Source organism: Pantoea sp. X-Soil-ISGK-421 (assembly GCF_059730785.1).
This window is the reverse complement of record NZ_AP035979.1, coordinates 3,700,458-3,723,481: the sequence shown is the minus strand read 5'-3', so window position 1 is coordinate 3,723,481 and position 23,024 is coordinate 3,700,458. Positions and strand designations below refer to the sequence as shown.

The following is a 23,024-nucleotide window of genomic DNA, read 5'->3' as shown; positions in this document are numbered from 1 at the left end:
CGTCGAGCATGGTAGCGGAATTCCTGTGCCGTGACGACGCTTTGGAGGGGAACGATGTCGCAGCCACCCAAAATATTGCTGCTTTACGCCCATCCGGAATCACAGGATTCGATTGCTAATCGGGTTTTGCTGCAGTCGGCTATGGAACTGGACCACGTCACGGTGCACGATTTATACGCCCACTATCCGGATTTCTTTATTGATATTCACTATGAGCAACAGCTGCTGCGCGAACATCAAATCGTTGTATTCCAACACCCACTTTATACCTACAGCTGCCCGGCGCTGCTAAAGGAGTGGCTGGATCGCGTGCTGTCGCGCGGCTTTGCCAGTGGTCCGGATGGCAATGCGCTGGAAGGCAAATATTGGCGCAGCGTGGTGACCACCGGCGAACCGGAGGCGGCGTATCACCATAGCGGCCTGAATCGCTATCCGATGAGTGACATCATGCGTCCGTTTGAACTGACGGCGCAGATGTGTCGCATGCACTGGATGACGCCGATGGTCATTCACTGGGCGCGTCGGCAGACGCCGGAAGTGATGCGTAATTTTGCGCGGGCGTACGGCGATTGGCTGGCCTCACCGCTACCGCAAGGAGGTGTGTGATGGAAGGTGAAACGTTACTGACGGCTGGCGTCATTTATCTGGTCGCGGCGGTATTAATTGTGCCGATTGCGGCGCGGCTCGGCATTGGCGCTGTGCTGGGTTATCTGCTGGCCGGTATTGCAATTGGCCCCTGGGGTTTGGGTTTCATCAGCGACGTTGAGGAGATTCTGCACTTCTCCGAACTGGGTGTGGTGTTCCTGATGTTTATCATCGGTCTCGAACTGAACCCCTCGAAACTCTGGTCGTTACGCCGCTCTATCTTTGGTGTCGGCGCCGCTCAGGTGCTGATCTCTGCGGCCATTCTGGGTGGATTGCTGTGGCTGACGGACTTTAGCTGGCAGGCGGCGGTGATCGGCGGTATTGGCCTGGCGATGTCATCGACGGCGATGGCGCTGCAGCTGATGCGCGATAAAGGCATGAACCGCAGTGAATCCGGCCAGCTCGGCTTCTCGGTGCTGCTGTTCCAGGATTTGGCGGTGATTCCGGCGTTGGCGCTGGTGCCGCTGCTGGCGGGCGGCGACAGCGGCCACGTTGATTGGTTGAAAGTCGGCATGAAAGTGCTGGCATTCGGTGGGATGCTGATTGGTGGCCGTTATCTGCTGCGTCCGATCCTGCGTTTTATTGCCGCATCCGGCGTGCGCGAGGTGTTTACTGCTGCGTCGCTGCTGCTGGTACTCGGTTCGGCGTTGTTTATGGACGCGCTGGGCCTGTCGATGGCGCTGGGTACTTTTATCGCCGGTATTCTGTTGGCAGAAAGTGAATATCGTCATGAGCTGGAAGTGGCCATCGAACCGTTTAAAGGCTTGCTGTTGGGCTTGTTCTTTATCTCGGTAGGCATGGCGCTGAACCTCGGCGTGCTTTATACCCACATCACCGAAATTTTGTTGGGCGTGTTAATTTTGGTTACGGTGAAAACGCTGGTGCTGTATGTGCTGGGCCGCATTTATGGCCTGCGCAGCTCAGAGCGTCAGCAATTTGCCGGCGTGTTAAGCCAGGGCGGTGAATTTGCCTTTGTGCTGTTCTCGGCGGCGTCTTCGGCCAAAATGTTCAGCGGCGACCAAATGCCACTGCTGCTGGTGACGGTTACGCTATCGATGATGACCACGCCGCTGCTGATGAACGGCATCGACCGATTACTGGCGCGTCGCTTTAATGAACCCGATGAAAATGCCGAAAAACACTTTGTTGAAGACGATCAGCCACAGGTAATTGTGGTTGGCTTTGGCCGTTTTGGTCAGGTTGTGGGCCGTTTGCTGATGGCCAATAATAAACGTATCACGGTGCTGGAGCGTGATATCTCTGCGGTGAGCCTGATGCGTAAATATGGCTATAAGGTTTACTATGGCGATGCCACTGAACTGGAGCTGCTGCGTGCGGCGGGCGCCGAGAATGCGCAATCCATCGTGATTACCTGTAACGATCCGGAAGATTCGATGACCATTGTGCAGCTGTGTCAGCAGCATTTCCCACAGCTGGAAATTCTGGCGCGCGCGCGCGGTCGTGTTGAAGCACACGAACTGTTGCAAGCGGGTGTTACGCTCTTCTCGCGTGAGACCTTCTCAAGTGCGCTGGAGCTGGGGCGCAAAGCATTGATCACGCTTGGCATGCATCCGCATCAGGCGCAGCGCGCGCAGCAACATTTTCGTCGCCTGGATATGCGAATGCTGCGTGAACTGGTGCCGAGCCACGATGATAGCGCGCAGGTTTCACGCGTGCGTGAGGCGCGGCGCGAATTGGAAGACATCTTCCAGCGCGAAATGCAGCATGAAAAACGCCAGTTTGACGGCTGGGATGATGAGTGAGGCTACACTTAACGTATCCGTTCATGAATAGCGGCAGGAAAGAGTATGCGTAAACAGTTTATTGCCGGTGCGGTTTGTCCGCACTGCCAGGAAAAAGACACATTAGCGTTGTGGCGTGAAAACAATGTTGATGTGGTGGAATGCGTAGAGTGCGGTCATCAAATGCGTGAAGCGGATAAGCAAGTGCGCGATCAGGTTCGCAGCAATGAGCAAGTGATCGGCATTTTTCATCCTGAGTAGCGCAATGGCTCAGGTTTTTTTACGCTTGAACTTACAGCGGGATTGAATTCCGTTACAATCGGCGCCATTAACGCTGAGCAGTATGCAACAACACATTTGTTGGCATCCTCAGTCTTGAACCTTTCTGGTTGGTTATTGCACGCAAAATTGACCAATGGGACGGGATCTTAGTTCTCAACGGTTAGGAGATATCATGAAAGTAGCAAAAGACCTGGTGGTGAGCCTGGCGTATCAGGTTCGTACCGAAGACGGTGTGTTGGTTGACGAGTCACCGGTGAGTGCACCGTTGGACTATCTGCACGGTCATGGTTCCCTGATTTCTGGTCTGGAAAAAGCGCTGGAAAATCATGATGTAGGCGATAAGTTTGACGTGCATATCCCGGCAAACGACGCTTACGGTCAGTACGATGACAACCTCGTACAGCGCGTACCAAAAGACGTGTTTATGGGCGTTGACGAACTGCAGGTTGGCATGCGCTTCCTGGCAGAAACCGATCAGGGTCCAGTTCCGGTTGAAATCACCGAAGTTGAAGACGAGCACGTCGTGGTTGATGGTAACCACATGCTGGCGGGTCAGAACCTGAACTTCAACGTGGAAGTTGTGGCGATTCGCGCAGCGACTGAAGAAGAGCTGGCGCACGGCCACGTGCATGGCGCGGATGGTCATCATCACGATCATGACCACGACCATGGTCACGATCACGGCCAGGGCGGATGTGGCACTGGCGGTTGCGGCTGCAGCCACTAATCAGTACTACGCTGGCGAGGCCACCTTCGGGTGGCCTTTCTTTTTAGTAATGGGGTGGTGGGGTCTCTTCAGACTGCGAGGCGATCATCGACGGCGCGCTATCTTTCACCTTGTCCACTAACAGACGGACCTGCTCACGCAGTCTGATCATCTCCAGCTCGTGCTGAACTACCGTTTGATTGAGCTGATCGATGGTGTATTCCTGAAAAGCCAGTTTGCTTTCCAGCGCCTCAAGGCGTTGTTCCCATTCTATTTGCGGCATGATCTTTCCTCATCTTCCGGTGTTGCGCATTAATCTGTTTCGGGCGTGATTCTACGGCCTTTCGCTTCAGAATCACCTGATATTTTACCTTAACGCGCCATGCTGCATTGAAACGACGCATAACGCCTATATCTCTGATGAAACTTCCTGAAGCAAAAAAGGTCGGAGGTTGAACGGGTAATTACATTGTGGGAGTGTTCGCCGCTGCCACGTAAAGTTATAGTGTGGACCTCAGTCCGCAATGATTCCCGAGGTTAGAGGCTTCGGTTTTGGAGAAAGGATGAATTCACTGTTTAAAGTCACATTGTTAGCTACCACCATGGCCTTCGCGCTGAATGCACCGCTGGCAATGGCAACAGAAACCGCCGCTGCTCCAGCAGACGCTGCGCAGGCAGCGCCGCAAGCACCGAAAAATGCTGCTTTCAAAAACGAAGACCAGCAATCAGCTTATGCGCTTGGTGCCTCCCTCGGTCGCTACATGGACAACTCTCTGAAGGAACAAGAGAAGCTGGGCATCAAACTGGATAAAGATCAGTTGATCGCGGGTGTTCAGGACGCATTTGGCGGCAAGAGCAAACTCTCTGATCAAGAGATCGAGCAAACCCTGCAGTCCTTTGAAGGCCGCGTGAAAGGCGCTGCTCAGGCTAAGATGGAAAAAGACGCGAAAGAGAACTCCGATAAGGGGTCTGCTTACGCCGACAAATTCGCGAAAGAAAAAGGCGTGAAGAAAACCGAATCTGGCCTGCTGTATCAGGTAGAGAAAGAAGGTACCGGTAGCGCGCCAAAAGACAGCGACACTGTAGTTGTCAATTACAAAGGTACGCTGATCGACGGTACTGAGTTCGATAACTCTTATACTCGCGGTGAGCCGCTGTCGTTCCGTCTGGACGGTGTAATTCCGGGCTGGACCGAAGGTCTGAAGCACGTGAAGAAAGGCGGAAAGATCAAGCTGGTGATTCCACCGAACCTGGCTTACGGCAAAAATGGCGTTCCGGGTATTCCGGCTAACTCCACGCTGGTGTTCGATGTTGAACTGCTCGATATCAAACCGGCACCAAAGGCCGATGAGAAAGCACAGGCTCCGGTCGCTGGCGATCAGAAAGCACAGTAATCTGAACTTTCTACTCACGCCGCCTACGGGCGGCGTTTTTATTTCGGAGAAGAGAGTAAAGGTCTGGCTAAAGACCATGACATTTGCCAGACTAGCGCCTGCACAATTATCACAATATGAGTCTGCCCCAATGCTGTCGAGACAGGCTCCAGCCATTTAGGGTAATGTCTTCGATGTCTAATCCATTCAATCCCGGTGAACTGACTGACTTCGATTTACTGGAGCAACGTCCGTTCGAGCAAGCAGACTACGATATCCTCAAATCATACGAAGCCGTTGTCGATGGCCTGGCGATGCTGATTGGCTCGCACTGCGAAATCGTGCTGCATTCCCTGGAAGATTTGAAGTGTTCCGCGGTGCGTATCGCTAACGGTGAACACACCGGGCGCAAAGTGGGTTCGCCTATTACCGATTTGGCTCTGCGTATGCTGCACGATATGCATGGCGCAGACAGCAATGTGTCCAGAGCCTACTTCACGCGTGCGAAAAGCGGCGTGCTGATGAAATCGGTCACTATTGCGATTCGTAATCGCCAGCAGCGCGTCATTGGCTTGCTGTGCATCAACATGAACCTTGACGTCCCGTTCTCGCAAATAATGTCGACCTTTATGCCACCGGAAATGCAGCAGGTGGATTCCAATGTCAATTTTGCCAGTTCGGTGGAAGATCTGGTGATGCAGACGCTTGAGTTCGCGATTGAAGAAGTGAGCGCTGATCGTAACGTCTCCAACAACGCCAAGAATCGCCAGATCGTGCTGAATATGTATGAGAAGGGCATCTTCGATATTAAAGACGCGATTAACCAAGTGGCCGATCGCCTCAATATTTCTAAGCACACGGTTTATCTCTACATTCGCCAGTTTAAAAGCGGTGATTTCCAGGGGCAGGATCGCTAATGCGCTACACGTTGCTAGTCACCGGACCGGCATACGGCACGCAACATGCCAGCAGTGCGCTATTGTTTGCGCGCGCGCTAGTAAAGGCCGGACATCAGCTAGAGAGCGTGTTCTTTTATCGTGAAGGCGTGTTAAATGCTAACCAACTTAGCGCGCCGGCGAGCGATGAGGTGGATATGGTACGTGAATGGCAGCAGTTGCGTGCTGAAAGTGGCACCGCGCTGAACATCTGTGTGGCCGCAGCATTACGACGTGGCGTAACGGATGCGCAGGAAGCGGCGCGCTTGCAACTGGCGGGCAGTAATCTGCAGCCAGGTTTTGAACTGAGCGGTTTGGGCGCACTGGCAGAAGCCGCGCTCGGCTGCGATCGTCTGGTGCAATTCTGATGAACCGCGTGGCCTTCCTGTTTACTCAGGCACCGCACGGCAGCAGCGCCGGCAGGGAAGGGCTGGATGCTGTGCTGGCGACAGGCGCGTTAAGCGAGGATATCGGTCTGTTCTTTATCGGTGATGGCGTGCTGCAGCTCCAACGCGATCAACAACCCGAGCAGATTCTGGCGCGCAACTATATCGCTACCTTTGGCGTACTGGCGCTGTACGATATCGACCAGTGTTTTATCTGCGCTGATTCGCTGCTGGCGCGTGGCCAAAGTTTGACGGCTGAACGTGTGTTGGCTGCTGAGGTGCTGGATGCTGCATCGCTGCGCGAGAAGCTGGCTACCTATCATCGTGTTATTCGTTTCTGAGAACTGATTATGCTCTACACGCTGCTGCACTCTCCCTGGCAATGCGATCTTGATAGCCTGCTGCTTCTATTGAAAGATGGCGACGATCTGCTTTTGTTGCAGGATGGCGTGACCGCCGCTTTGGCCGGCAGCCAGATGTTAACCAAGCTCAGCACATCGCCGGCTACGCTGTGGGTATTACTAGAAGATGTAGCGGCGCGCGGCCTGGCTGAGCAAATTTCGACCAAAGTAGCACGTTTGGACTATACTGGTTTCGTTGCTATGACAGCGAAGCATCAACAACAAGTGGCCTGGTAAGAGCGAAAACCTGGTTATTTCTTGACACCCTTTTGACACAGCCCTAAAATTCTGCCTCCTCGTAGTAATACGAGGCGATTTATTACGTGTTTACGAAGCAAAAAGCTAAATCCCAGGAGCTATTTAATGGCAACAGTTAACCAGCTGGTTCGCAAACCACGCGTACGCAAAGTTGCAAAGAGCAACGTGCCTGCGCTGGAAGCTTGCCCGCAGAAACGTGGTGTTTGTACTCGTGTGTACACCACCACCCCTAAAAAACCAAACTCAGCACTGCGTAAAGTTTGCCGTGTGCGTTTGACTAACGGTTTTGAAGTTACCTCCTACATCGGCGGTGAAGGTCATAACCTGCAGGAGCACTCCGTGATCCTGATCCGTGGCGGTCGTGTTAAAGACTTGCCAGGTGTGCGTTACCACACCGTTCGTGGCGCGCTGGACTGCTCAGGTGTTAAAGACCGTAAGCAGTCACGCTCCAAGTACGGCGTGAAGAAGCCAAAGGCTTAATGGTTCTCCGTTAAGTAAGGCCAAACGTTTTAACTTAAATGTCAAACTAAACTCGTAGAGTTTTGGACAATCCTGAATTAACAACGGAGTATTTCCATGCCACGTCGTCGCGTCATTGGTCAGCGTAAAATTCTGCCGGATCCTAAGTTCGGATCAGAGCTGCTGGCTAAATTTGTAAATATCCTGATGGTAGATGGTAAAAAATCTACTGCTGAATCTATCGTCTATACCGCGCTTGATACCCTGGCTCAACGCGCTGGTAAAGATGGCCTGGAAGCGTTCGAGGTTGCTCTCGAAAACGTACGTCCGACTGTCGAAGTTAAGTCACGTCGCGTTGGTGGTTCTACCTACCAGGTTCCAGTTGAAGTCCGTCCGGTTCGTCGTAATGCCCTGGCAATGCGTTGGATCGTAGAAGCTGCTCGTAAACGCGGTGATAAATCTATGGCTCTCCGCCTGGCGAACGAACTTTCTGATGCTGCAGAGAACAAAGGTACTGCAGTTAAGAAACGTGAAGACGTTCACCGCATGGCTGAAGCCAACAAGGCGTTCGCACACTACCGCTGGTAACAGCAACGTAGTTGTTATTAACCCAGCGGGCGTCCCAGTGACTCACCTGCTGGGCTTTTTTAACTTAGAACGTCTAAGAATCAGAGGAATCAAATGGCTCGTAAAACACCCATTGAGCGCTACCGTAACATTGGTATCAGTGCGCACATCGACGCCGGTAAGACTACAACTACCGAACGTGTTCTGTTCTACACCGGTGTAAACCACAAAATCGGTGAAGTGCATGACGGCGCAGCAACCATGGACTGGATGGAGCAGGAGCAGGAACGTGGTATCACCATCACGTCTGCTGCGACTACCTGTTTCTGGTCTGGTATGGCTAAGCAGTTTGAACCACACCACGTAAACATCATCGACACCCCGGGACACGTTGACTTCACCATCGAAGTTGAACGTTCTATGCGTGTGCTTGATGGCGCAGTAATGGTTTACTGTGCGGTTGGTGGTGTTCAGCCACAGTCTGAAACCGTATGGCGCCAGGCTAACAAATATAAAGTTCCACGCATCGCGTTCGTTAACAAAATGGACCGTATGGGTGCTAACTTCCTGAAAGTTGTTGACCAGATGAAAGCGCGCTTGGGTGCAAACCCAGTTCCACTTCAGCTGGCTATCGGCGCAGAAGAAGGCTTCACCGGCGTTGTTGACCTGGTGAAGATGAAAGCGATCAACTGGAACGATGCCGATCAGGGCGTTACCTTCGTTTACGAAGACATCCCAGCTGATATGCAGGAACTGGCTGAAGAATGGCGTGCGAATCTGGTTGAAGCCGCAGCTGAAGGTTCTGATGAGCTGATGGAGAAATTCTTCGGCGGTGAAGAACTGACTGAAGAAGAGATCAAAACTTCTCTGCGTAAGCGCGTTCTGAAAAACGAAATCATCCTGGTGACCTGTGGTTCTGCATTTAAGAACAAAGGTGTTCAGGCGATGCTGGATGCGGTTGTTGAATACCTGCCAGCACCGACTGACGTTACCGCGATTAACGGTATGCTGGACGACGGTAAAGACACGCCGGCTGAACGTCATTCTGATGACAAAGAGCCGTTTGCTGCACTGGCGTTCAAAATTGCTACCGACCCGTTTGTTGGTAACCTGACCTTCTTCCGCGTTTACTCTGGTGTTGTTAACACCGGTGACACCGTGTTCAACCCGGTTAAGTCAAACCGTGAGCGTCTGGGCCGTATTGTTCAGATGCACGCGAACAAACGTGAAGAGATCAAGGAAGTTCGCGCGGGCGATATCGCCGCGGCGATCGGTCTGAAAGACGTGACCACTGGTGACACCCTGTGTGACCCAGATAACGTCATCATTCTTGAGCGTATGGAATTCCCTGAGCCGGTAATCTCTATCGCCGTTGAGCCGAAAACCAAAGCTGACCAGGAAAAAATGGGTCTGGCTCTGGGTCGTCTGGCGAAGGAAGATCCATCATTCCGCGTATGGACTGATGAAGAAACCAACCAGACCATCATCGCTGGTATGGGTGAGCTGCACCTCGACATCATCGTTGACCGTATGAAGCGTGAATTCAACGTTGAAGCGAACGTCGGTAAACCTCAGGTTGCTTACCGTGAAGCAATTCGCGCGAAAGTTACCGACATCGAAGGTAAACACGCCAAGCAGTCTGGTGGTCGTGGTCAGTATGGTCATGTTGTTATCGACATGTACCCACTGGAGCCGGGCGTTAACCCGAAAGGTTACGAATTTGTCAACGATATCAAGGGCGGTGTGATTCCAACTGAATACATCCCTGCGGTTGATAAAGGTCTCCAGGAGCAGCTGAAGTCAGGTCCTCTGGCCGGTTATCCGGTAGTCGATCTGGGTGTTCGTCTGCACTTCGGTTCATACCATGATGTCGACTCCTCAGAGCTAGCGTTTAAACTGGCTGCTTCTTTGGCCTTTAAAGATGGCTTTAAGAAAGCACAACCTGTGCTGCTTGAGCCAATCATGAAGGTTGAAGTAGAGACTCCGGAAGAGAACACCGGTGACGTTATCGGTGACCTTAGCCGTCGTCGTGGTATGCTCAAAGGACAGGAATCTAACGCTACTGGCGTTCAGATCCATGCTGAAGTTCCGCTGTCTGAAATGTTCGGATATGCAACCCAGCTGCGTTCTCTGACCAAAGGCCGTGCTTCTTACTCCATGGAGTTCCTGAAGTACGATGATGCGCCGAACAACGTCGCTCAAGCCGTTATTGAAGCTCGTAGCAAATAAGCTACGGTTTAAAAATTGTGAACTGATGCCTTCATGACTCATGAAGGCACAACGTAAGGAATTATCGCCATGGCGAAAGAGCAATTTCAGCGTAACAAACTGCACGTAAACGTGGGCACCATCGGTCACGTCGACCACGGTAAAACCACCCTGACTGCAGCAATCACTACCGTTCTGGCTAAAACCTACGGCGGTAAGGCAAGCAAATTCGACGAGATCGATAAGGCGCCAGAAGAGAAAGCACGTGGTATCACCATCAACACTTCTCACGTTGAATATGAAACCCCGACTCGCCACTATGCGCACGTTGACTGCCCAGGCCACGCCGACTATGTGAAAAACATGATCACCGGTGCTGCGCAGATGGACGGCGCGATCCTGGTTGTTGCTGCGACTGATGGCCCTATGCCTCAGACCCGTGAGCACATCCTGCTGGGTCGTCAGGTTGGCGTTCCTTACATCATCGTGTTCCTGAACAAGTGCGACATGGTTGATGATGAAGAGCTGCTGGAACTGGTTGAGATGGAAGTACGTGACCTGCTGTCAGCATATGACTTCCCAGGCGACGACACGCCAATCGTTCGTGGTTCTGCTCTGAAAGCGCTGGAAGGCGAAGCAGAGTGGGAAGCTAAGATCATTGAACTGGCTGAGCATCTGGATACCTACATCCCAGAGCCAGTACGTGCAATCGACCTGCCGTTCCTGCTGCCAATCGAAGACGTATTCTCAATCTCAGGCCGTGGTACTGTTGTTACCGGTCGTGTTGAGCGCGGTATCGTTAAAGTGGGCGACGAAGTTGAAATCGTTGGTATCAAGGCGACTGTTAAGTCTACCTGTACCGGCGTTGAAATGTTCCGCAAACTGCTGGACCAGGGTCAGGCAGGCGAGAACTGCGGCGTTCTGCTGCGTGGTATTAAGCGTGAAGATATCCAGCGTGGCCAGGTTCTGGCTAAGCCGGCTTCAATCAAGCCGCATACCAAGTTCACTTCAGAAGTGTACGTTCTGTCTAAAGATGAAGGCGGCCGTCATACTCCGTTCTTCAAAGGCTATCGTCCACAGTTCTACTTCCGTACCACTGACGTGACCGGCAACGTTGAGCTGCCAGAAGGCGTTGAGATGGTAATGCCAGGCGACAACGTTCAGATGACCGTTGAGCTGATCCACCCAATCGCGATGGATGAAGGCTTGCGCTTCGCTATCCGTGAAGGCGGCCGTACTGTTGGTGCGGGTGTTGTTGCTACAATTATCGCTTAATTGCGTTAATGTCGGTGGCTGCTCAGGTAGCCACCGCAGCAGGAAAAGAGCACTTCGGTGCTCTTTTTTTATGTCTGAATTCCGCCGTTTCGATTAATCCCACATAAAAGCTGCGTTTGAAATAAAAACCATTCTCATTTACAATTTGATCATAAATTGTACGGGAGTTCGCAGTAAATGTACGTCTGCTTGTGTAATGCCGTGAGTGATAAAACTCTTCGCGAAGTGATTCGCCGCTATCAACCTAAATCCATGCAGCACTTGCGTCAGTTGGTTCCGATTGGCAAACAGTGTGGCAAGTGCGTGCGCTTTGCCCGGGAGATCATGGAAGATGAACTGCAAAATGTTCCGTTGTATAAAGAGATAGCGTGACTGCGTAATCTTACTTCCGCAATAACCACAATAACTGTCGCGTTTTTTTGACTTCCTTCTAACCGCATCTACGATTTATGTAGTTGGAAGCGGAGGATACAAAATGAAGGGCGACGGTAAAATCATAAGTTATCTCAATAAATTGCTGGGAAATGAGCTGGTTGCAATCAATCAGTACTTTCTTCATGCGCGTATGTTTAAAAATTGGGGCTTGATGCGACTCAACGATGTTGAGTATCACGAGTCAATCGATGAAATGAAGCATGCCGATAAGTACATTGAACGGATTCTTTTTCTTGAAGGGATTCCAAATCTGCAAGATCTCGGCCGACTGCGCATCGGCGAAGACGTGCCGGAAATGCTGCAGTCTGACCTGTCATTAGAACTGGAAGGCGCAAAGGATTTGCGGGAAGCGATAGCCTATGCTGACAAGGTTCATGACTATGTCAGCAGAGACATGATGATTGAGATTCTTACGGAAGAGGAGGGTCACATAGATTGGTTGGAAACCGAACTCGAACTGGTAAGAAAGCTCGGCCTGCAAAATTATCTTCAGTCTCAATTAAAAGAACAAAACGAACACTAGCCTGATGCCAATAAGTAATTCCACTCAAGCCCGCGACAATCAAAAACGAATGTCGCGGTTTTTTTTTGGTCAGAAGCCAGATTGATGTGGTTAAAAACACAACACGGGTTGCTTCCTAAACAGATCTAAGTATAATGCGCGGGCCTGCCGATATTGGTGCGGCGCGATTCGAGCAGAATCGCAGGGGATAGCAGTTCATGTATCGCCTAACAATACTCCCAATTGGGGAGTTATATGCTGAACGATTACACTCCTCCATCAATCGTAATGGATGTGGGTAGTAATTCTTTTCGTTTATAAAATGTTTGGAGCCTTGGTCTCATGTCGAACCAAAGAATCCGTATCCGTCTTAAAGCGTTTGATCATCGCCTGATCGATCAATCAACCGCGGAAATCGTTGAGACTGCCAAGCGCACTGGTGCGCAGGTACGTGGTCCGATCCCGCTGCCAACCCGCAAAGAGCGTTTTACCGTTCTGATCTCTCCGCACGTTAACAAAGACGCGCGTGATCAGTACGAAATCCGCACTCACAAGCGTCTGGTAGACATCGTTGAGCCAACTGAAAAAACCGTTGATGCTCTGATGCGTCTGGACCTGGCTGCCGGTGTTGACGTGCAGATCAGCCTGGGTTAATCAGGTCATCGAGCGATTGAGAGGTTGATACAATGATTGGTTTAGTCGGTAAAAAAGTGGGTATGACCCGCATCTTCACTGAAGATGGCGTTTCAATCCCAGTAACCGTTATCGAAGTTGAAGCAAACCGCGTTACTCAGGTTAAAGGCCTGGACAACGATGGTTACCAAGCTATCCAGGTTACCACCGGTGCTAAAAAAGCAAGCCGTGTGAGCAAGCCTGAAGCAGGTCATTTTGCTAAAGCTGGCGTTGACGCTGGCCGTGGTCTGTGGGAATTCCGCACCGAAGGTGAAGATTTCTCTGTTGGCCAGAGCATCAGTGTTGAAATTTTCGCTGACGTTAAAAAAGTAGACGTTACCGGTACCTCTAAAGGTAAAGGTTTCGCAGGTACCGTTAAGCGCTGGAACTTCCGTACCCAGGACGCTACACACGGTAACTCCTTGTCACACCGCGTTCCGGGTTCTATCGGTCAGAACCAGACTCCGGGCAAAGTGTTCAAAGGCAAGAAAATGGCTGGTCAGCTGGGTAATGAGCGCGTAACCGTTCAGAGCCTGGAAGTAGTACGTGTTGACGCTGAGCGCAACCTGCTGCTGGTCAAAGGTGGCGTCCCGGGTGCAACTGGGTGCGATCTGATTGTTAAACCAGCTGTGAAGGCGTAAGGGGATAGCAATGGAATTAGTACTGAAAGACGCGCAGAGCGCGCTGACTGTTTCCGAAACTACCTTCGGTCGTGATTTCAACGAAGCGCTGGTTCACCAGGTTGTTGTTGCTTATGCCGCTGGTGCTCGTCAGGGTACTCGTGCGCAGAAGACTCGTGCTGAAGTTACTGGTTCAGGCAAAAAGCCTTGGCGCCAGAAAGGTACCGGCCGTGCGCGTGCAGGTTCTGTAAAGAGCCCAATCTGGCGTTCAGGTGGCGTGACCTTCGCTGCACGTCCGCAGGACCACAGTCAAAAAGTTAACAAAAAGATGTACCGCGGCGCGCTGAAAAGCATCCTGTCCGAGCTGGTACGTCAGGACCGTCTGATCGTTGTCGAGACGTTCTCTGTAGAAGCACCTAAAACTAAGCTGCTGGTACAGAAACTGAAAGACATGGCGCTGCAAGATGTGCTGATCATCACCGGTGAACTGGATGAGAATCTGTTCCTGGCTGCGCGTAACCTGTACAAGGTTGACGTGCGTGATGCAGCGGGCATCGACCCAGTTAGCCTGATCGCCTTCGACAAAGTCGTTATGACTGCGGAAGCAGTTAAGCAAGTTGAGGAGATGCTGGCATGATCCGTGAAGAACGTCTGCTGAAAGTAGTGCGTGCACCGCACGTATCAGAAAAAGCATCTACTGCGATGGAAAAAACCAATACCATCGTTCTCAAAGTTGCTAAAGACGCGACCAAAGCAGAGATCGTTGCTGCTGTTGAGAAACTGTTCGAAGTGGAAGTTAAAGACGTAAACACCCTGGTAGTTAAAGGGAAAGTTAAGCGTCACGGACAGCGTATCGGTCGTCGTAGCGACTGGAAAAAAGCTTACGTCACCCTGAAGGAAGGCCAGAATCTGGACTTCGTCGGCGGCGCTGAGTAAGTCGGAGGAGAAAGACAATGGCAGTTGTTAAATGTAAACCGACATCTCCGGGTCGTCGTCACGTAGTTAAAGTGGTGAACCCAGAGCTGCACAAGGGCAAACCATTTGCCCCGCTGGTAGAAAAAAACAGCAAATCCGGTGGTCGTAACAACAATGGTCGTATCACTACCCGTCATATCGGTGGTGGTCACAAGCAGGCTTACCGTATTGTTGACTTCAAACGCAACAAAGATGGTATCCCAGCAGTTGTTGAGCGTCTTGAGTACGATCCGAACCGTTCTGCGAACATCGCACTGGTTCTGTACAAAGATGGCGAGCGCCGTTACATCCTGGCCCCTAAAGGCCTGAAAGCCGGCGATCAGATTCAATCTGGCGTTGATGCTGCGATTAAAGCAGGTAACACCCTGCCGATGCGTAACATCCCGGTGGGTTCTACCGTTCATAACGTAGAAATGAAACCAGGCAAAGGCGGTCAGATTGCTCGCTCAGCTGGTACTTACGTGCAGATCGTTGCGCGTGAAGGTTCCTACGTTACCCTGCGTCTGCGTTCAGGCGAAATGCGCAAAGTTGAATCCGAATGTCGTGCAACTCTCGGCGAAGTCGGCAACTCTGAGCACATGCTGCGCGTGCTGGGTAAAGCTGGTGCAACCCGTTGGCGTGGTGTTCGTCCTACCGTTCGCGGTACTGCGATGAACCCAGTCGATCACCCGCACGGTGGTGGTGAAGGTCGTAACTTTGGTAAGCACCCGGTAACTCCGTGGGGCGTTCAGACCAAAGGTAAGAAGACCCGTAGCAACAAGCGTACTGATAAATTTATCGTACGTCGCCGTAGCAAATAATTTTAGAGGATAAGCCATGCCACGTTCTCTCAAGAAAGGTCCTTTTATTGACCTGCACTTGCTGAAGAAGGTAGAGAAAGCGGTGGAAAGCGGTGACAAGAAGCCCCTGCGCACTTGGTCCCGTCGTTCAACGATCTTCCCTAACATGATCGGTTTGACCATCGCTGTCCATAATGGTCGTCAGCACGTTCCTGTCTTTGTTTCCGACGAAATGGTCGGCCACAAACTGGGTGAATTTGCACCGACACGTACTTATCGCGGCCATGCTGCAGATAAGAAAGCCAAGAAGAAATAAGTAGGAGGAAGAGATGGAAACTATTGCTCAACATCGCCATGCTCGTTCTTCTGCTCAGAAGGTTCGCCTGGTGGCAGACCTGATTCGCGGTAAGAAAGTGTCGCAGGCTCTGGATATTCTGACCTACACCAACAAGAAAGCTGCTGTGTTGGTTAAGAAAGTCCTGGAATCTGCCATTGCGAACGCCGAACACAACGATGGCGCTGATATCGACGATCTGAAAGTCGCGAAAATCTTCGTAGACGAAGGCCCAAGCATGAAGCGCATTATGCCGCGTGCGAAAGGTCGTGCAGATCGCATCCTGAAGCGCACCAGCCACATTACTGTGGTTGTGTCCGATCGCTGAGACTCTGGAGACTAGCAATGGGTCAGAAAGTACATCCTAATGGTATTCGCCTGGGTATTGTAAAACCATGGAACTCTACCTGGTTTGCGAACACCAAAGAATTCGCTGACAACCTGGACAGCGATTTTAAAGTCCGTCAGTTCCTGACTAAGGAACTGGCTAAAGCGTCTGTATCTCGTATCGTTATCGAGCGTCCGGCTAAGAGCATCCGTGTGACTATTCACACTGCTCGCCCGGGTATCGTTATCGGTAAGAAAGGTGAAGACGTAGAAAAACTGCGTACGGTCGTCGCGAAAATCGCTGGCGTTCCTGCACAGATCAACATCGCCGAAGTCCGTAAGCCGGAACTGGACGCTAAATTGGTTGCTGATAGCATCACTTCACAGCTGGAGCGTCGTGTGATGTTCCGTCGTGCTATGAAGCGTGCTGTACAGAACGCAATGCGTCTGGGCGCGAAGGGTATTAAAGTCGAAGTCAGCGGCCGTTTGGGCGGTGCCGAGATCGCACGTACCGAATGGTACCGTGAAGGTCGCGTACCGTTGCACACACTGCGTGCAGACATTGACTACAACACCTCTGAAGCGCACACCACTTATGGTGTAATCGGCGTTAAGGTATGGATCTTCAAAGGCGAGATCCTAGGTGGTATGGCTGCTGTTGAACAACCGGAACCGGCTGCTCAACCTAAAAAGCAGCAGCGTAAAGGCCGTAAGTAAGGAGAGTCGCTGATGTTACAACCAAAGCGTACGAAATTCCGTAAAGTGCACAAAGGCCGCAACCGTGGTCTGGCGCAAGGTACGGATGTCAGCTTCGGTACTTTCGGTCTGAAAGCTGTTGGCCGTGGTCGTCTGACTGCTCGTCAGATCGAAGCAGCACGTCGTGCTATGACCCGTGCAGTTAAGCGTCAAGGTAAAATTTGGATCCGTGTATTCCCGGACAAACCAATTACCGAGAAGCCGCTGGAAGTGCGTATGGGTAAAGGTAAGGGTAACGTGGAGTATTGGGTTGCCCTCATTCAACCGGGTAAAGTCCTGTATGAAATGGACGGCGTTCCGGAAGAGCTGGCCCGTGAAGCCTTCAAGCTGGCAGCAGCAAAACTGCCTATCAAAACCACCTTTGTTACTAAGACGGTGATGTAATGAAAGCAAATGAGCTGCGTGAAAAAAGCGTTGAAGAGCTGAACACTGAGCTACTTAACCTGCTGCGTGAGCAGTTTAACCTGCGCATGCAAGCAGCATCCGGCCAACTTCAGCAAACCCATCTGCTGAAAGAAGTGCGCCGTAATGTTGCACGTGTTAAGACTTTACTGACTGAGAAGGCGGCGTAATGACCGATAAAATCCGTACTCTGCAGGGTCGTGTTATTAGTGACAAAATGCAGAAATCTGCAGTTGTTGCTATCGAACGTGTCGTGAAACACCCGATCTACGGTAAATTCATCAAGCGTACGACTAAGCTGCACATCCATGACGAGAACAACGAATGCGGTATTGGTGACGTGGTTGAAATCCGCGAAACTCGTCCGCTGTCTAAGACTAAGTCTTGGACGTTAGTTCGCGTTGTAGAGAAAGCGGTTCTGTAATAGAATCCGCTTCCTCTAAAAAATAAAATGAACGGCTCGTCTGAGCCGTTCATTTTTTCTACCCATGTGCGAGAACCGGTGTTATAATGCCGCGCCCTCAATTATGGGGCTTTTTAACGACCTGAGGTTTGGGTCCCGAAGTAGTAGTTGACATTAGCGGAGCACTAAAATGATCCAAGAACAGACTATGCTGAACGTCGCCGACAACTCCGGTGCACGTCGCGTAATGTGTATCAAGGTTCTGGGTGGCTCGCACCGTCGCTACGCAGGCGTCGGCGATATCATCAAAGTGACCATCAAGGAAGCAATTCCTCGTGGCAAGGTGAAAAAAGGTGATGTCCTGAAAGCGGTAGTGGTGCGCACCAGGAAGGGTGTTCGTCGCCCGGACGGTTCTGTCATTCGCTTCGATGGTAATGCATGCGTTATTTTAAATAATAACAGCGAGCAACCTATCGGTACGCGTATTTTTGGGCCGGTAACTCGTGAACTTCGTACTGAAAAGTTCATGAAAATTATCTCTCTGGCACCAGAAGTACTCTAAGGAGCGAGCAATGGCAGCGAAAATCCGTCGTAACGACGAAGTTATCGTGCTTACCGGCAAAGACAAAGGTAAACGCGGTAAAGTAAAGAATGTCCTGACTTCTGGTAAGGTCATCGTTGAAGGTATTAACCTGGTTAAGAAACATCAGAAGCCGGTCCCGGCCCTGAACCAACCAGGTGGCATCGTTGAGAAAGAGGCTGCAATTCAGGCTTCCAACGTTGCACTCTTCAATGCGGCAACCGGCAAGGCTGACCGTGTAGGCTTTAGATTCGAAGACGGCAAAAAAGTCCGTTTCTTCAAGTCTAATAGCGAAACTATCAAGTAATTTGGAGTAGTACGATGGCGAAACTGCATGATTACTACAAAGACGAAGTAGTCCAGAAACTCATGACAGAGTTCGGCTACAATTCTGTCATGCAAGTCCCTCGGGTCGAGAAGATCACCCTGAACATGGGTGTTGGTGAAGCGATCGCTGACAAGAAACTGCTGGATAATGCAGCAGCTGATCTGGCAGCAATCTCCGGTCAAAAACCGCTGATCACCAAAGCACGCAAATCAGTTGCAGGCTTCAAAATCCGTCAGGGCTATCCGATCGGCTGTAAAGTAACTCTGCGCGGCGAGCGCATGTGGGAGTTCTTTGAGCGTCTGATCACTATTGCTGTACCGCGTATCCGTGACTTCCGTGGTTTATCTGCGAAGTCTTTCGACGGTCGTGGTAACTACAGCATGGGCGTTCGTGAGCAGATCATCTTCCCAGAGATCGATTATGACAAAGTCGATCGCGTTCGTGGTTTGGATATTACCATTACCACTACTGCGAAATCTGATGATGAAGGCCGTGCTCTGCTGGCTGCCTTTGAATTCCCGTTCCGCAAGTAAGGCAGGGTTACTTAATGGCTAAGCAATCTATGAAAGCACGCGAAGTTAAGCGTGTGAAATTAGCAGACAAGTTCTTCGCTAAACGTGTTGAACTGAAAGCGATCATTTCTGATGTGAACGCTTCCGACGAAGACCGTTGGAATGCCGTTCTCAAGCTGCAGAGTCTGCCGCGTGATTCCAGCCCTTCACGTCAGCGTAACCGCTGCCGTCAGACAGGTCGTCCGCACGGTTTCCTGCGGAAGTTTGGGTTGAGCCGTATCAAGGTCCGTGAAGCCGCAATGCGCGGTGAGATCCCGGGCCTTAAAAAGGCTAGCTGGTAATTGTCACCATTTGAATCACGGGAGTAACACAGATGAGCATGCAAGATCCGATCGCGGATATGCTGACCCGTATCCGTAACGGTCAGGCCGCGAACAAAGTTGCGGTCTCTATGCCTTCCTCCAAGCTGAAAGTGGCAATTGCCAACGTGCTGAAGGAAGAAGGCTATATTGAAGATTTTAAAATCGAAGGCGACATCAAGTCTGAACTGGAAGTAACACTTAAGTATTTCCAGGGTAAGTCTGTTGTAGAAAGCATTCAGCGTGTTAGCCGTCCAGGTCTGCGCATCTATAAGAAAAAAGATGAGCTGCCAAAAGTTATGGCTGGGCTGGGCATTGCTGTAATTTCTACTTCTAAAGGTGTCATGACTGATCGTGCAGCGCGCCAAGCTGGTCTTGGTGGCGAAATTATCTGCTACGTAGCGTAATCGGAGGATAAAATGTCTCGTGTTGCAAAAGCACCTGTCGTTGTTCCTGCGGGCGTAGAGGTAAAACTCAACGGTCAGGAAGTTTCGATTAAAGGCAAAAACGGCGAGCTGACTCGTACTATCAACAGTGCTGTAGAAGTTAAGCAAGCAGACAACGCCCTGACTTTCGCTCCACGCGAAGGTTATGCGGATGGTTGGGCACAAGCAGGTACTGCTCGTGCATTGCTGAACGGCATGGTTATCGGTGTTACCGAAGGCTTCACCAAGAAGCTGCAACTGGTTGGTGTTGGTTATCGTGCAGCTGTTAAAGGCAACTCTGTGAGCTTGGCCCTTGGCTTCTCTCACCCTGTTGACCATGCACTGCCGGCCGGCATCACTGCTGAATGTCCAACTCAGACTGAGATCGTGCTGAAAGGCGCTGATAAACAGCTGATTGGTCAGGTTGCAGCTGATCTGCGCGCCTACCGTCGTCCTGAGCCTTACAAAGGCAAGGGTGTTCGTTACGCCGACGAAGTCGTGCGTACCAAAGAGGCTAAGAAGAAGTAAGGTAACACTATGGATAAGAAATCTGCTCGTATCCGTCGTGCGACCCGTGCACGTCGCAAGCTCAAAGAGCTGGGTGCTACTCGCCTGGTGGTACATCGTACCCCGCGTCATATTTACGCACAGGTGATCGCCCCGAACGGTTCCGAAGTTCTGGTTGCTGCTTCTACTGTAGAAAAAGCTATTGCCGAACAACTGAAGTATACCGGTAACAAAGACGCCGCTGCAGCTGTAGGTAAAGCTCTGGCTGAGCGCGCTGTTGAGAAAGGCATCAAAAATGTCTCTTTCGACCGTTCCGGGTTCCAATATCATGGTCGTGTCCAGGCACTGGCAGATGCTGCCCGTGAAGCTGGCCTTCAGTTCTAAGGTAGAGGTCTAAGATGTCAAACATCGAGAAACAAGCTGGCGAACTGCAGGAAAAACTGATCGCGGTAAACCGTGTATCTAAAACTGTAAAAGGTGGTCGTATTTTCTCCTTCACCGCACTGACTGTAGTGGGTGATGGTAACGGCCGCGTTGGTTTTGGTTACGGTAAAGCGCGTGAAGTTCCAGCAGCGATCCAGAAAGCGATGGAGAAAGCCCGTCGCAATATGATTAACGTCGCGCTGACTCACGGAACTCTGCAGCACCCTGTTAAAGGTGCTCACACAGGTTCTCGTGTGTTCATGCAGCCGGCTTCTGAAGGTACCGGTATTATCGCCGGTGGTGCAATGCGCGCCGTTTTAGAAGTCGCTGGAGTACATAACGTTTTGGCTAAAGCGTATGGTTCTACAAACCCGATTAACGTGGTTCGTGCAACTATCGATGGCCTGGGCAATATGAATTCTCCGGAAATGGTCGCTGCCAAGCGTGGTAAATCCGTTGAAGAAATTCTGGGGTAATCACGATGGCTAAGACTATTAAAATTACACAAACCCGCAGTTCAATCGGCCGCCTGCCTAAGCACAAAGCGACTCTGGTTGGCTTGGGTCTGCGTCGCATCAATCACACCGTTGAGCGTGAAGACACGCCTGCTGTACGCGGTATGATTAACGCGATTTCCTACATGCTGAAAGTGGAGGAGTAAGAGATGCGTTTAAACACTCTGTCTCCGGCCGAAGGGTCTAAACACGCTTCTAAGCGTCTGGGTCGTGGTATCGGTTCTGGCCTCGGTAAAACTGGTGGTCGTGGTCACAAAGGTCAGAACTCTCGTTCTGGCGGTGGCGTACGTCGCGGTTTCGAGGGTGGTCAGATGCCTCTGTACCGTCGTCTGCCGAAATTCGGTTTCACCTCTCGCAAAGCAATGATCACCACAGAAGTTCGTCTGTCTGATCTGGCGAAAGTTGAAGGCGGTATTGTTGACCTGAATACGCTGAAAGCGGCCAATATTATCGGTGTTCAGATTGAATTCGCGAAAGTGATTCTTTCTGGTGAAGTTTCTGCACCGGTAACGGTTCGCGGTCTGCGTGTCACCAAAGGTGCTCGTGCTGCAATCGAAGCTGCTGGCGGTAAAATCGAGGAATAAGTAGCAGATGGCAAAGCAACCGGGATTAGATTTTCAAAGTGCCAAAGGTGGCTTTGGTGAACTGAAGCGCAGACTGTTGTTTGTAATCGGTGCACTCATTGTCTTCCGAATTGGCTCTTTTATTCCAATCCCCGGTATCGATGCCACTGTACTTGCCAAACTGCTTGAGCAACAGCGTGGCACCATCATTGAAATGTTCAACATGTTCTCTGGTGGTGCTCTCAGTCGTGCCTCAATCTTCGCACTGGGTATTATGCCGTATATTTCGGCCTCTATTATTATCCAGCTGCTGACGGTGGTTCATCCAGCGTTAGCTGAGATTAAGAAAGAGGGTGAAGCTGGTCGTCGTAAGATTAGCCAGTACACTCGCTACGGCACACTGGTTCTGGCTGTATTCCAGTCGATCGGTATTGCTACCGGTTTACCGAATATGCCTGGAATGCAGGGACTGGTAATGAATCCAGGCTTTGCATTCTACTTTACCGCTGTTGTAAGTCTGGTTACCGGGACAATGTTCCTGATGTGGCTGGGCGAACAGATTACTGAACGAGGTATCGGCAACGGTATCTCGATCATTATCTTCGCAGGTATTGTTGCGGGCCTCCCGCCGGCCATTGGCCATACCATCGAGCAAGCGCGGCAAGGTGACCTGCACTTCCTTCTGTTGCTGTTGGTTGCAGTTCTAGTATTTGCAGTGACGTTCTTTGTTATTTTCGTCGAGCGTGGCCAGCGCCGCATTGTGGTCAACTACGCTAAACGTCAGCAAGGTCGTCGTGTATATGCTGCACAGAGCACACATTTACCGTTGAAAGTGAACATGGCGGGCGTAATCCCAGCTATTTTTGCTTCCAGCATTATTCTGTTCCCAGCGACCATAGCATCATGGTTCGGGGGCGGTACCGGTTGGAACTGGCTGACAACAATTTCGCTGTATTTGCAACCAGGACAGCCGCTTTATGTGCTACTCTATGCGACTGCAATCATCTTCTTCTGTTTCTTCTACACGGCGTTGGTATTCAACCCACGTGAAACAGCAGATAACCTGAAGAAGTCTGGTGCATTCGTACCGGGAATTCGTCCGGGAGAGCAAACGGCGAAGTACATCGATAAAGTAATGACACGTTTGACCTTAATCGGCGCACTGTATATTACTTTTATCTGCCTGATCCCGGAGTTCATGCGTGATGCTATGAAAGTTCCATTCTACTTTGGCGGTACATCGCTGCTCATTGTAGTGGTCGTCATCATGGACTTTATGGCTCAAGTGCAAACTCTGATGATGTCGAGTCAGTACGAGTCTGCATTGAAGAAAGCTAACCTGAAGGGCTATGGCCGTTAATTCGGGTGCT

38 protein-coding genes are annotated in these 23,024 nt (G+C 51.1%); 37 read left to right on the top strand and 1 reads right to left on the bottom strand.

Annotated features, from left to right (window positions below; all coding sequences use genetic code 11):
* The first annotated feature begins 54 nt into the window (after positions 1 to 54).
* The 4 genes from kefG (at position 55) to slyD (ending at position 3,396) form a co-directional block, all read left to right on the top strand.
* Positions 55 to 606, top strand: a complete 552-nt coding sequence (gene kefG / locus AC6I8K_RS17260) for a glutathione-regulated potassium-efflux system ancillary protein KefG (protein WP_061719708.1) — start codon at positions 55 to 57, stop codon at positions 604 to 606.
* Positions 606 to 2,408, top strand: coding sequence for a glutathione-regulated potassium-efflux system protein KefB (gene kefB, locus AC6I8K_RS17255; protein ID WP_483816334.1), 1,803 nt, complete (start codon positions 606 to 608; stop codon positions 2,406 to 2,408). Before kefG ends, kefB begins: the two co-directional genes overlap by 1 nt.
* Positions 2,409 to 2,453: 45 nt before the next feature.
* Entirely contained in the window at positions 2,454 to 2,648 is a 195-nt protein-coding gene (locus AC6I8K_RS17250; RefSeq protein ID WP_007892203.1) for a YheV family putative zinc ribbon protein, read from the top strand.
* 193 nt (positions 2,649 to 2,841) lie between these two features.
* A complete protein-coding gene (gene slyD, locus AC6I8K_RS17245) occupies positions 2,842 to 3,396 on the top strand; it encodes a peptidylprolyl isomerase (protein WP_049851962.1) in 555 nt (184 codons plus the stop codon).
* A 43-nt stretch (positions 3,397 to 3,439) separates the two neighbouring features.
* Here the strand turns inward: slyD and AC6I8K_RS17240 are convergent, their stop codons facing one another.
* Positions 3,440 to 3,658, bottom strand: a complete 219-nt coding sequence (locus AC6I8K_RS17240; RefSeq protein WP_064739697.1) for a protein SlyX — start codon at positions 3,656 to 3,658, stop codon at positions 3,440 to 3,442.
* A 280-nt stretch (positions 3,659 to 3,938) separates the two neighbouring features.
* Between AC6I8K_RS17240 and fkpA the strand changes: the two genes are divergently transcribed.
* The 33 genes from fkpA to secY all read left to right on the top strand — a co-directional run bounded on the left by fkpA (position 3,939) and on the right by secY (position 23,014).
* A complete protein-coding gene (gene fkpA / locus AC6I8K_RS17235) occupies positions 3,939 to 4,769 on the top strand; it encodes an FKBP-type peptidyl-prolyl cis-trans isomerase (protein WP_497827115.1) in 831 nt (276 codons plus the stop codon).
* A 173-nt stretch (positions 4,770 to 4,942) separates the two neighbouring features.
* Positions 4,943 to 5,665: a helix-turn-helix transcriptional regulator gene (locus tag AC6I8K_RS17230; RefSeq protein WP_007886240.1), complete on the top strand. Its 723-nt coding sequence runs from the start codon at positions 4,943 to 4,945 to the stop codon at positions 5,663 to 5,665.
* The gene (gene tusD, locus AC6I8K_RS17225) at positions 5,665 to 6,051 is read left to right on the top strand and encodes a sulfurtransferase complex subunit TusD (protein ID WP_064739695.1); all 387 of its coding nucleotides are present in this window, start codon (positions 5,665 to 5,667) and stop codon (positions 6,049 to 6,051) included. Before AC6I8K_RS17230 ends, tusD begins: the two co-directional genes overlap by 1 nt.
* A complete protein-coding gene (gene tusC / locus AC6I8K_RS17220) occupies positions 6,051 to 6,410 on the top strand; it encodes a sulfurtransferase complex subunit TusC (RefSeq protein WP_064739694.1) in 360 nt (119 codons plus the stop codon). Before tusD ends, tusC begins: the two co-directional genes overlap by 1 nt.
* Positions 6,411 to 6,419: 9 nt before the next feature.
* The gene (gene tusB, locus AC6I8K_RS17215; RefSeq protein WP_497827114.1) at positions 6,420 to 6,707 is read left to right on the top strand and encodes a sulfurtransferase complex subunit TusB; all 288 of its coding nucleotides are present in this window, start codon (positions 6,420 to 6,422) and stop codon (positions 6,705 to 6,707) included.
* Between the two features lie 126 nt (positions 6,708 to 6,833).
* The gene (gene rpsL, locus AC6I8K_RS17210) at positions 6,834 to 7,208 is read left to right on the top strand and encodes a 30S ribosomal protein S12 (protein WP_006120575.1); all 375 of its coding nucleotides are present in this window, start codon (positions 6,834 to 6,836) and stop codon (positions 7,206 to 7,208) included.
* A 96-nt stretch (positions 7,209 to 7,304) separates the two neighbouring features.
* Positions 7,305 to 7,775 (top strand): 30S ribosomal protein S7, encoded by a 471-nt coding sequence (gene rpsG / locus AC6I8K_RS17205; RefSeq protein ID WP_007886246.1) that lies wholly within the window; start codon positions 7,305 to 7,307, stop codon positions 7,773 to 7,775.
* A 93-nt stretch (positions 7,776 to 7,868) separates the two neighbouring features.
* Entirely contained in the window at positions 7,869 to 9,983 is a 2,115-nt protein-coding gene (fusA, locus tag AC6I8K_RS17200; RefSeq protein ID WP_064739692.1) for an elongation factor G, read from the top strand.
* 69 nt (positions 9,984 to 10,052) lie between these two features.
* Positions 10,053 to 11,237 carry an elongation factor Tu gene (gene tuf / locus AC6I8K_RS17195; RefSeq protein ID WP_180822597.1) on the top strand — a complete coding sequence of 395 codons (1,185 nt, stop codon included), beginning with the start codon at positions 10,053 to 10,055 and terminating at the stop codon, positions 11,235 to 11,237.
* A 177-nt stretch (positions 11,238 to 11,414) separates the two neighbouring features.
* Entirely contained in the window at positions 11,415 to 11,609 is a 195-nt protein-coding gene (gene bfd / locus AC6I8K_RS17190; RefSeq protein WP_064741591.1) for a bacterioferritin-associated ferredoxin, read from the top strand.
* Between the two features lie 103 nt (positions 11,610 to 11,712).
* Complete coding sequence (bfr, locus tag AC6I8K_RS17185; RefSeq protein ID WP_064741590.1) at positions 11,713 to 12,195, top strand: bacterioferritin; 483 nt, start codon at positions 11,713 to 11,715, stop codon at positions 12,193 to 12,195.
* Positions 12,196 to 12,516: 321 nt separating this feature from the next.
* Positions 12,517 to 12,828 carry a 30S ribosomal protein S10 gene (gene rpsJ / locus AC6I8K_RS17180; RefSeq protein WP_006120582.1) on the top strand — a complete coding sequence of 104 codons (312 nt, stop codon included), beginning with the start codon at positions 12,517 to 12,519 and terminating at the stop codon, positions 12,826 to 12,828.
* 32 nt (positions 12,829 to 12,860) lie between these two features.
* Positions 12,861 to 13,487: a 50S ribosomal protein L3 gene (gene rplC / locus AC6I8K_RS17175; RefSeq protein WP_008104741.1), complete on the top strand. Its 627-nt coding sequence runs from the start codon at positions 12,861 to 12,863 to the stop codon at positions 13,485 to 13,487.
* 10 nt (positions 13,488 to 13,497) lie between these two features.
* Positions 13,498 to 14,103 (top strand): 50S ribosomal protein L4, encoded by a 606-nt coding sequence (rplD, locus tag AC6I8K_RS17170; protein WP_064741589.1) that lies wholly within the window; start codon positions 13,498 to 13,500, stop codon positions 14,101 to 14,103.
* Complete coding sequence (gene rplW, locus AC6I8K_RS17165) at positions 14,100 to 14,402, top strand: 50S ribosomal protein L23 (RefSeq protein ID WP_007891652.1); 303 nt, start codon at positions 14,100 to 14,102, stop codon at positions 14,400 to 14,402. The genes rplD and rplW overlap by 4 nt, the downstream gene beginning before the upstream one ends.
* A 17-nt stretch (positions 14,403 to 14,419) precedes the next feature.
* Positions 14,420 to 15,241 (top strand): 50S ribosomal protein L2, encoded by an 822-nt coding sequence (gene rplB, locus AC6I8K_RS17160; protein ID WP_007891654.1) that lies wholly within the window; start codon positions 14,420 to 14,422, stop codon positions 15,239 to 15,241.
* Between the two features lie 16 nt (positions 15,242 to 15,257).
* Positions 15,258 to 15,536, top strand: a complete 279-nt coding sequence (gene rpsS / locus AC6I8K_RS17155) for a 30S ribosomal protein S19 (RefSeq protein ID WP_001138115.1) — start codon at positions 15,258 to 15,260, stop codon at positions 15,534 to 15,536.
* A gap of 13 nt (positions 15,537 to 15,549) precedes the next feature.
* Positions 15,550 to 15,882, top strand: coding sequence for a 50S ribosomal protein L22 (gene rplV, locus AC6I8K_RS17150; protein ID WP_007891659.1), 333 nt, complete (start codon positions 15,550 to 15,552; stop codon positions 15,880 to 15,882).
* Between the two features lie 17 nt (positions 15,883 to 15,899).
* Positions 15,900 to 16,598: a 30S ribosomal protein S3 gene (rpsC, locus tag AC6I8K_RS17145; protein ID WP_034830744.1), complete on the top strand. Its 699-nt coding sequence runs from the start codon at positions 15,900 to 15,902 to the stop codon at positions 16,596 to 16,598.
* A gap of 12 nt (positions 16,599 to 16,610) precedes the next feature.
* Complete coding sequence (rplP, locus tag AC6I8K_RS17140; RefSeq protein WP_002438716.1) at positions 16,611 to 17,021, top strand: 50S ribosomal protein L16; 411 nt, start codon at positions 16,611 to 16,613, stop codon at positions 17,019 to 17,021.
* A complete protein-coding gene (gene rpmC / locus AC6I8K_RS17135; protein WP_007891662.1) occupies positions 17,021 to 17,209 on the top strand; it encodes a 50S ribosomal protein L29 in 189 nt (62 codons plus the stop codon). Before rplP ends, rpmC begins: the two co-directional genes overlap by 1 nt.
* Positions 17,209 to 17,463, top strand: coding sequence for a 30S ribosomal protein S17 (gene rpsQ, locus AC6I8K_RS17130; protein ID WP_007891663.1), 255 nt, complete (start codon positions 17,209 to 17,211; stop codon positions 17,461 to 17,463). The genes rpmC and rpsQ overlap by 1 nt, the downstream gene beginning before the upstream one ends.
* A 169-nt stretch (positions 17,464 to 17,632) precedes the next feature.
* Complete coding sequence (rplN, locus tag AC6I8K_RS17125; protein WP_006120590.1) at positions 17,633 to 18,004, top strand: 50S ribosomal protein L14; 372 nt, start codon at positions 17,633 to 17,635, stop codon at positions 18,002 to 18,004.
* Positions 18,005 to 18,014: 10 nt separating this feature from the next.
* Positions 18,015 to 18,329, top strand: coding sequence for a 50S ribosomal protein L24 (gene rplX, locus AC6I8K_RS17120; protein WP_007891664.1), 315 nt, complete (start codon positions 18,015 to 18,017; stop codon positions 18,327 to 18,329).
* Positions 18,330 to 18,343: 14 nt separating this feature from the next.
* The gene (gene rplE, locus AC6I8K_RS17115; protein ID WP_007891665.1) at positions 18,344 to 18,883 is read left to right on the top strand and encodes a 50S ribosomal protein L5; all 540 of its coding nucleotides are present in this window, start codon (positions 18,344 to 18,346) and stop codon (positions 18,881 to 18,883) included.
* A gap of 14 nt (positions 18,884 to 18,897) precedes the next feature.
* Positions 18,898 to 19,203 carry a 30S ribosomal protein S14 gene (gene rpsN, locus AC6I8K_RS17110; protein ID WP_039380805.1) on the top strand — a complete coding sequence of 102 codons (306 nt, stop codon included), beginning with the start codon at positions 18,898 to 18,900 and terminating at the stop codon, positions 19,201 to 19,203.
* 32 nt (positions 19,204 to 19,235) lie between these two features.
* Positions 19,236 to 19,628, top strand: a complete 393-nt coding sequence (gene rpsH, locus AC6I8K_RS17105; RefSeq protein WP_064741587.1) for a 30S ribosomal protein S8 — start codon at positions 19,236 to 19,238, stop codon at positions 19,626 to 19,628.
* Positions 19,629 to 19,640: 12 nt separating this feature from the next.
* Positions 19,641 to 20,174, top strand: coding sequence for a 50S ribosomal protein L6 (gene rplF, locus AC6I8K_RS17100; RefSeq protein WP_064741586.1), 534 nt, complete (start codon positions 19,641 to 19,643; stop codon positions 20,172 to 20,174).
* 9 nt (positions 20,175 to 20,183) lie between these two features.
* Entirely contained in the window at positions 20,184 to 20,537 is a 354-nt protein-coding gene (rplR, locus tag AC6I8K_RS17095) for a 50S ribosomal protein L18 (protein ID WP_007891678.1), read from the top strand.
* A 14-nt stretch (positions 20,538 to 20,551) separates the two neighbouring features.
* Entirely contained in the window at positions 20,552 to 21,052 is a 501-nt protein-coding gene (gene rpsE, locus AC6I8K_RS17090; RefSeq protein WP_007891679.1) for a 30S ribosomal protein S5, read from the top strand.
* Positions 21,053 to 21,057: 5 nt separating this feature from the next.
* Complete coding sequence (gene rpmD, locus AC6I8K_RS17085) at positions 21,058 to 21,237, top strand: 50S ribosomal protein L30 (RefSeq protein ID WP_007891681.1); 180 nt, start codon at positions 21,058 to 21,060, stop codon at positions 21,235 to 21,237.
* A 3-nt stretch (positions 21,238 to 21,240) separates the two neighbouring features.
* Positions 21,241 to 21,675 carry a 50S ribosomal protein L15 gene (rplO, locus tag AC6I8K_RS17080; RefSeq protein WP_007891684.1) on the top strand — a complete coding sequence of 145 codons (435 nt, stop codon included), beginning with the start codon at positions 21,241 to 21,243 and terminating at the stop codon, positions 21,673 to 21,675.
* A gap of 7 nt (positions 21,676 to 21,682) precedes the next feature.
* Positions 21,683 to 23,014 carry a preprotein translocase subunit SecY gene (gene secY / locus AC6I8K_RS17075; protein WP_007891686.1) on the top strand — a complete coding sequence of 444 codons (1,332 nt, stop codon included), beginning with the start codon at positions 21,683 to 21,685 and terminating at the stop codon, positions 23,012 to 23,014.
* Positions 23,015 to 23,024 lie beyond the last annotated feature (10 nt).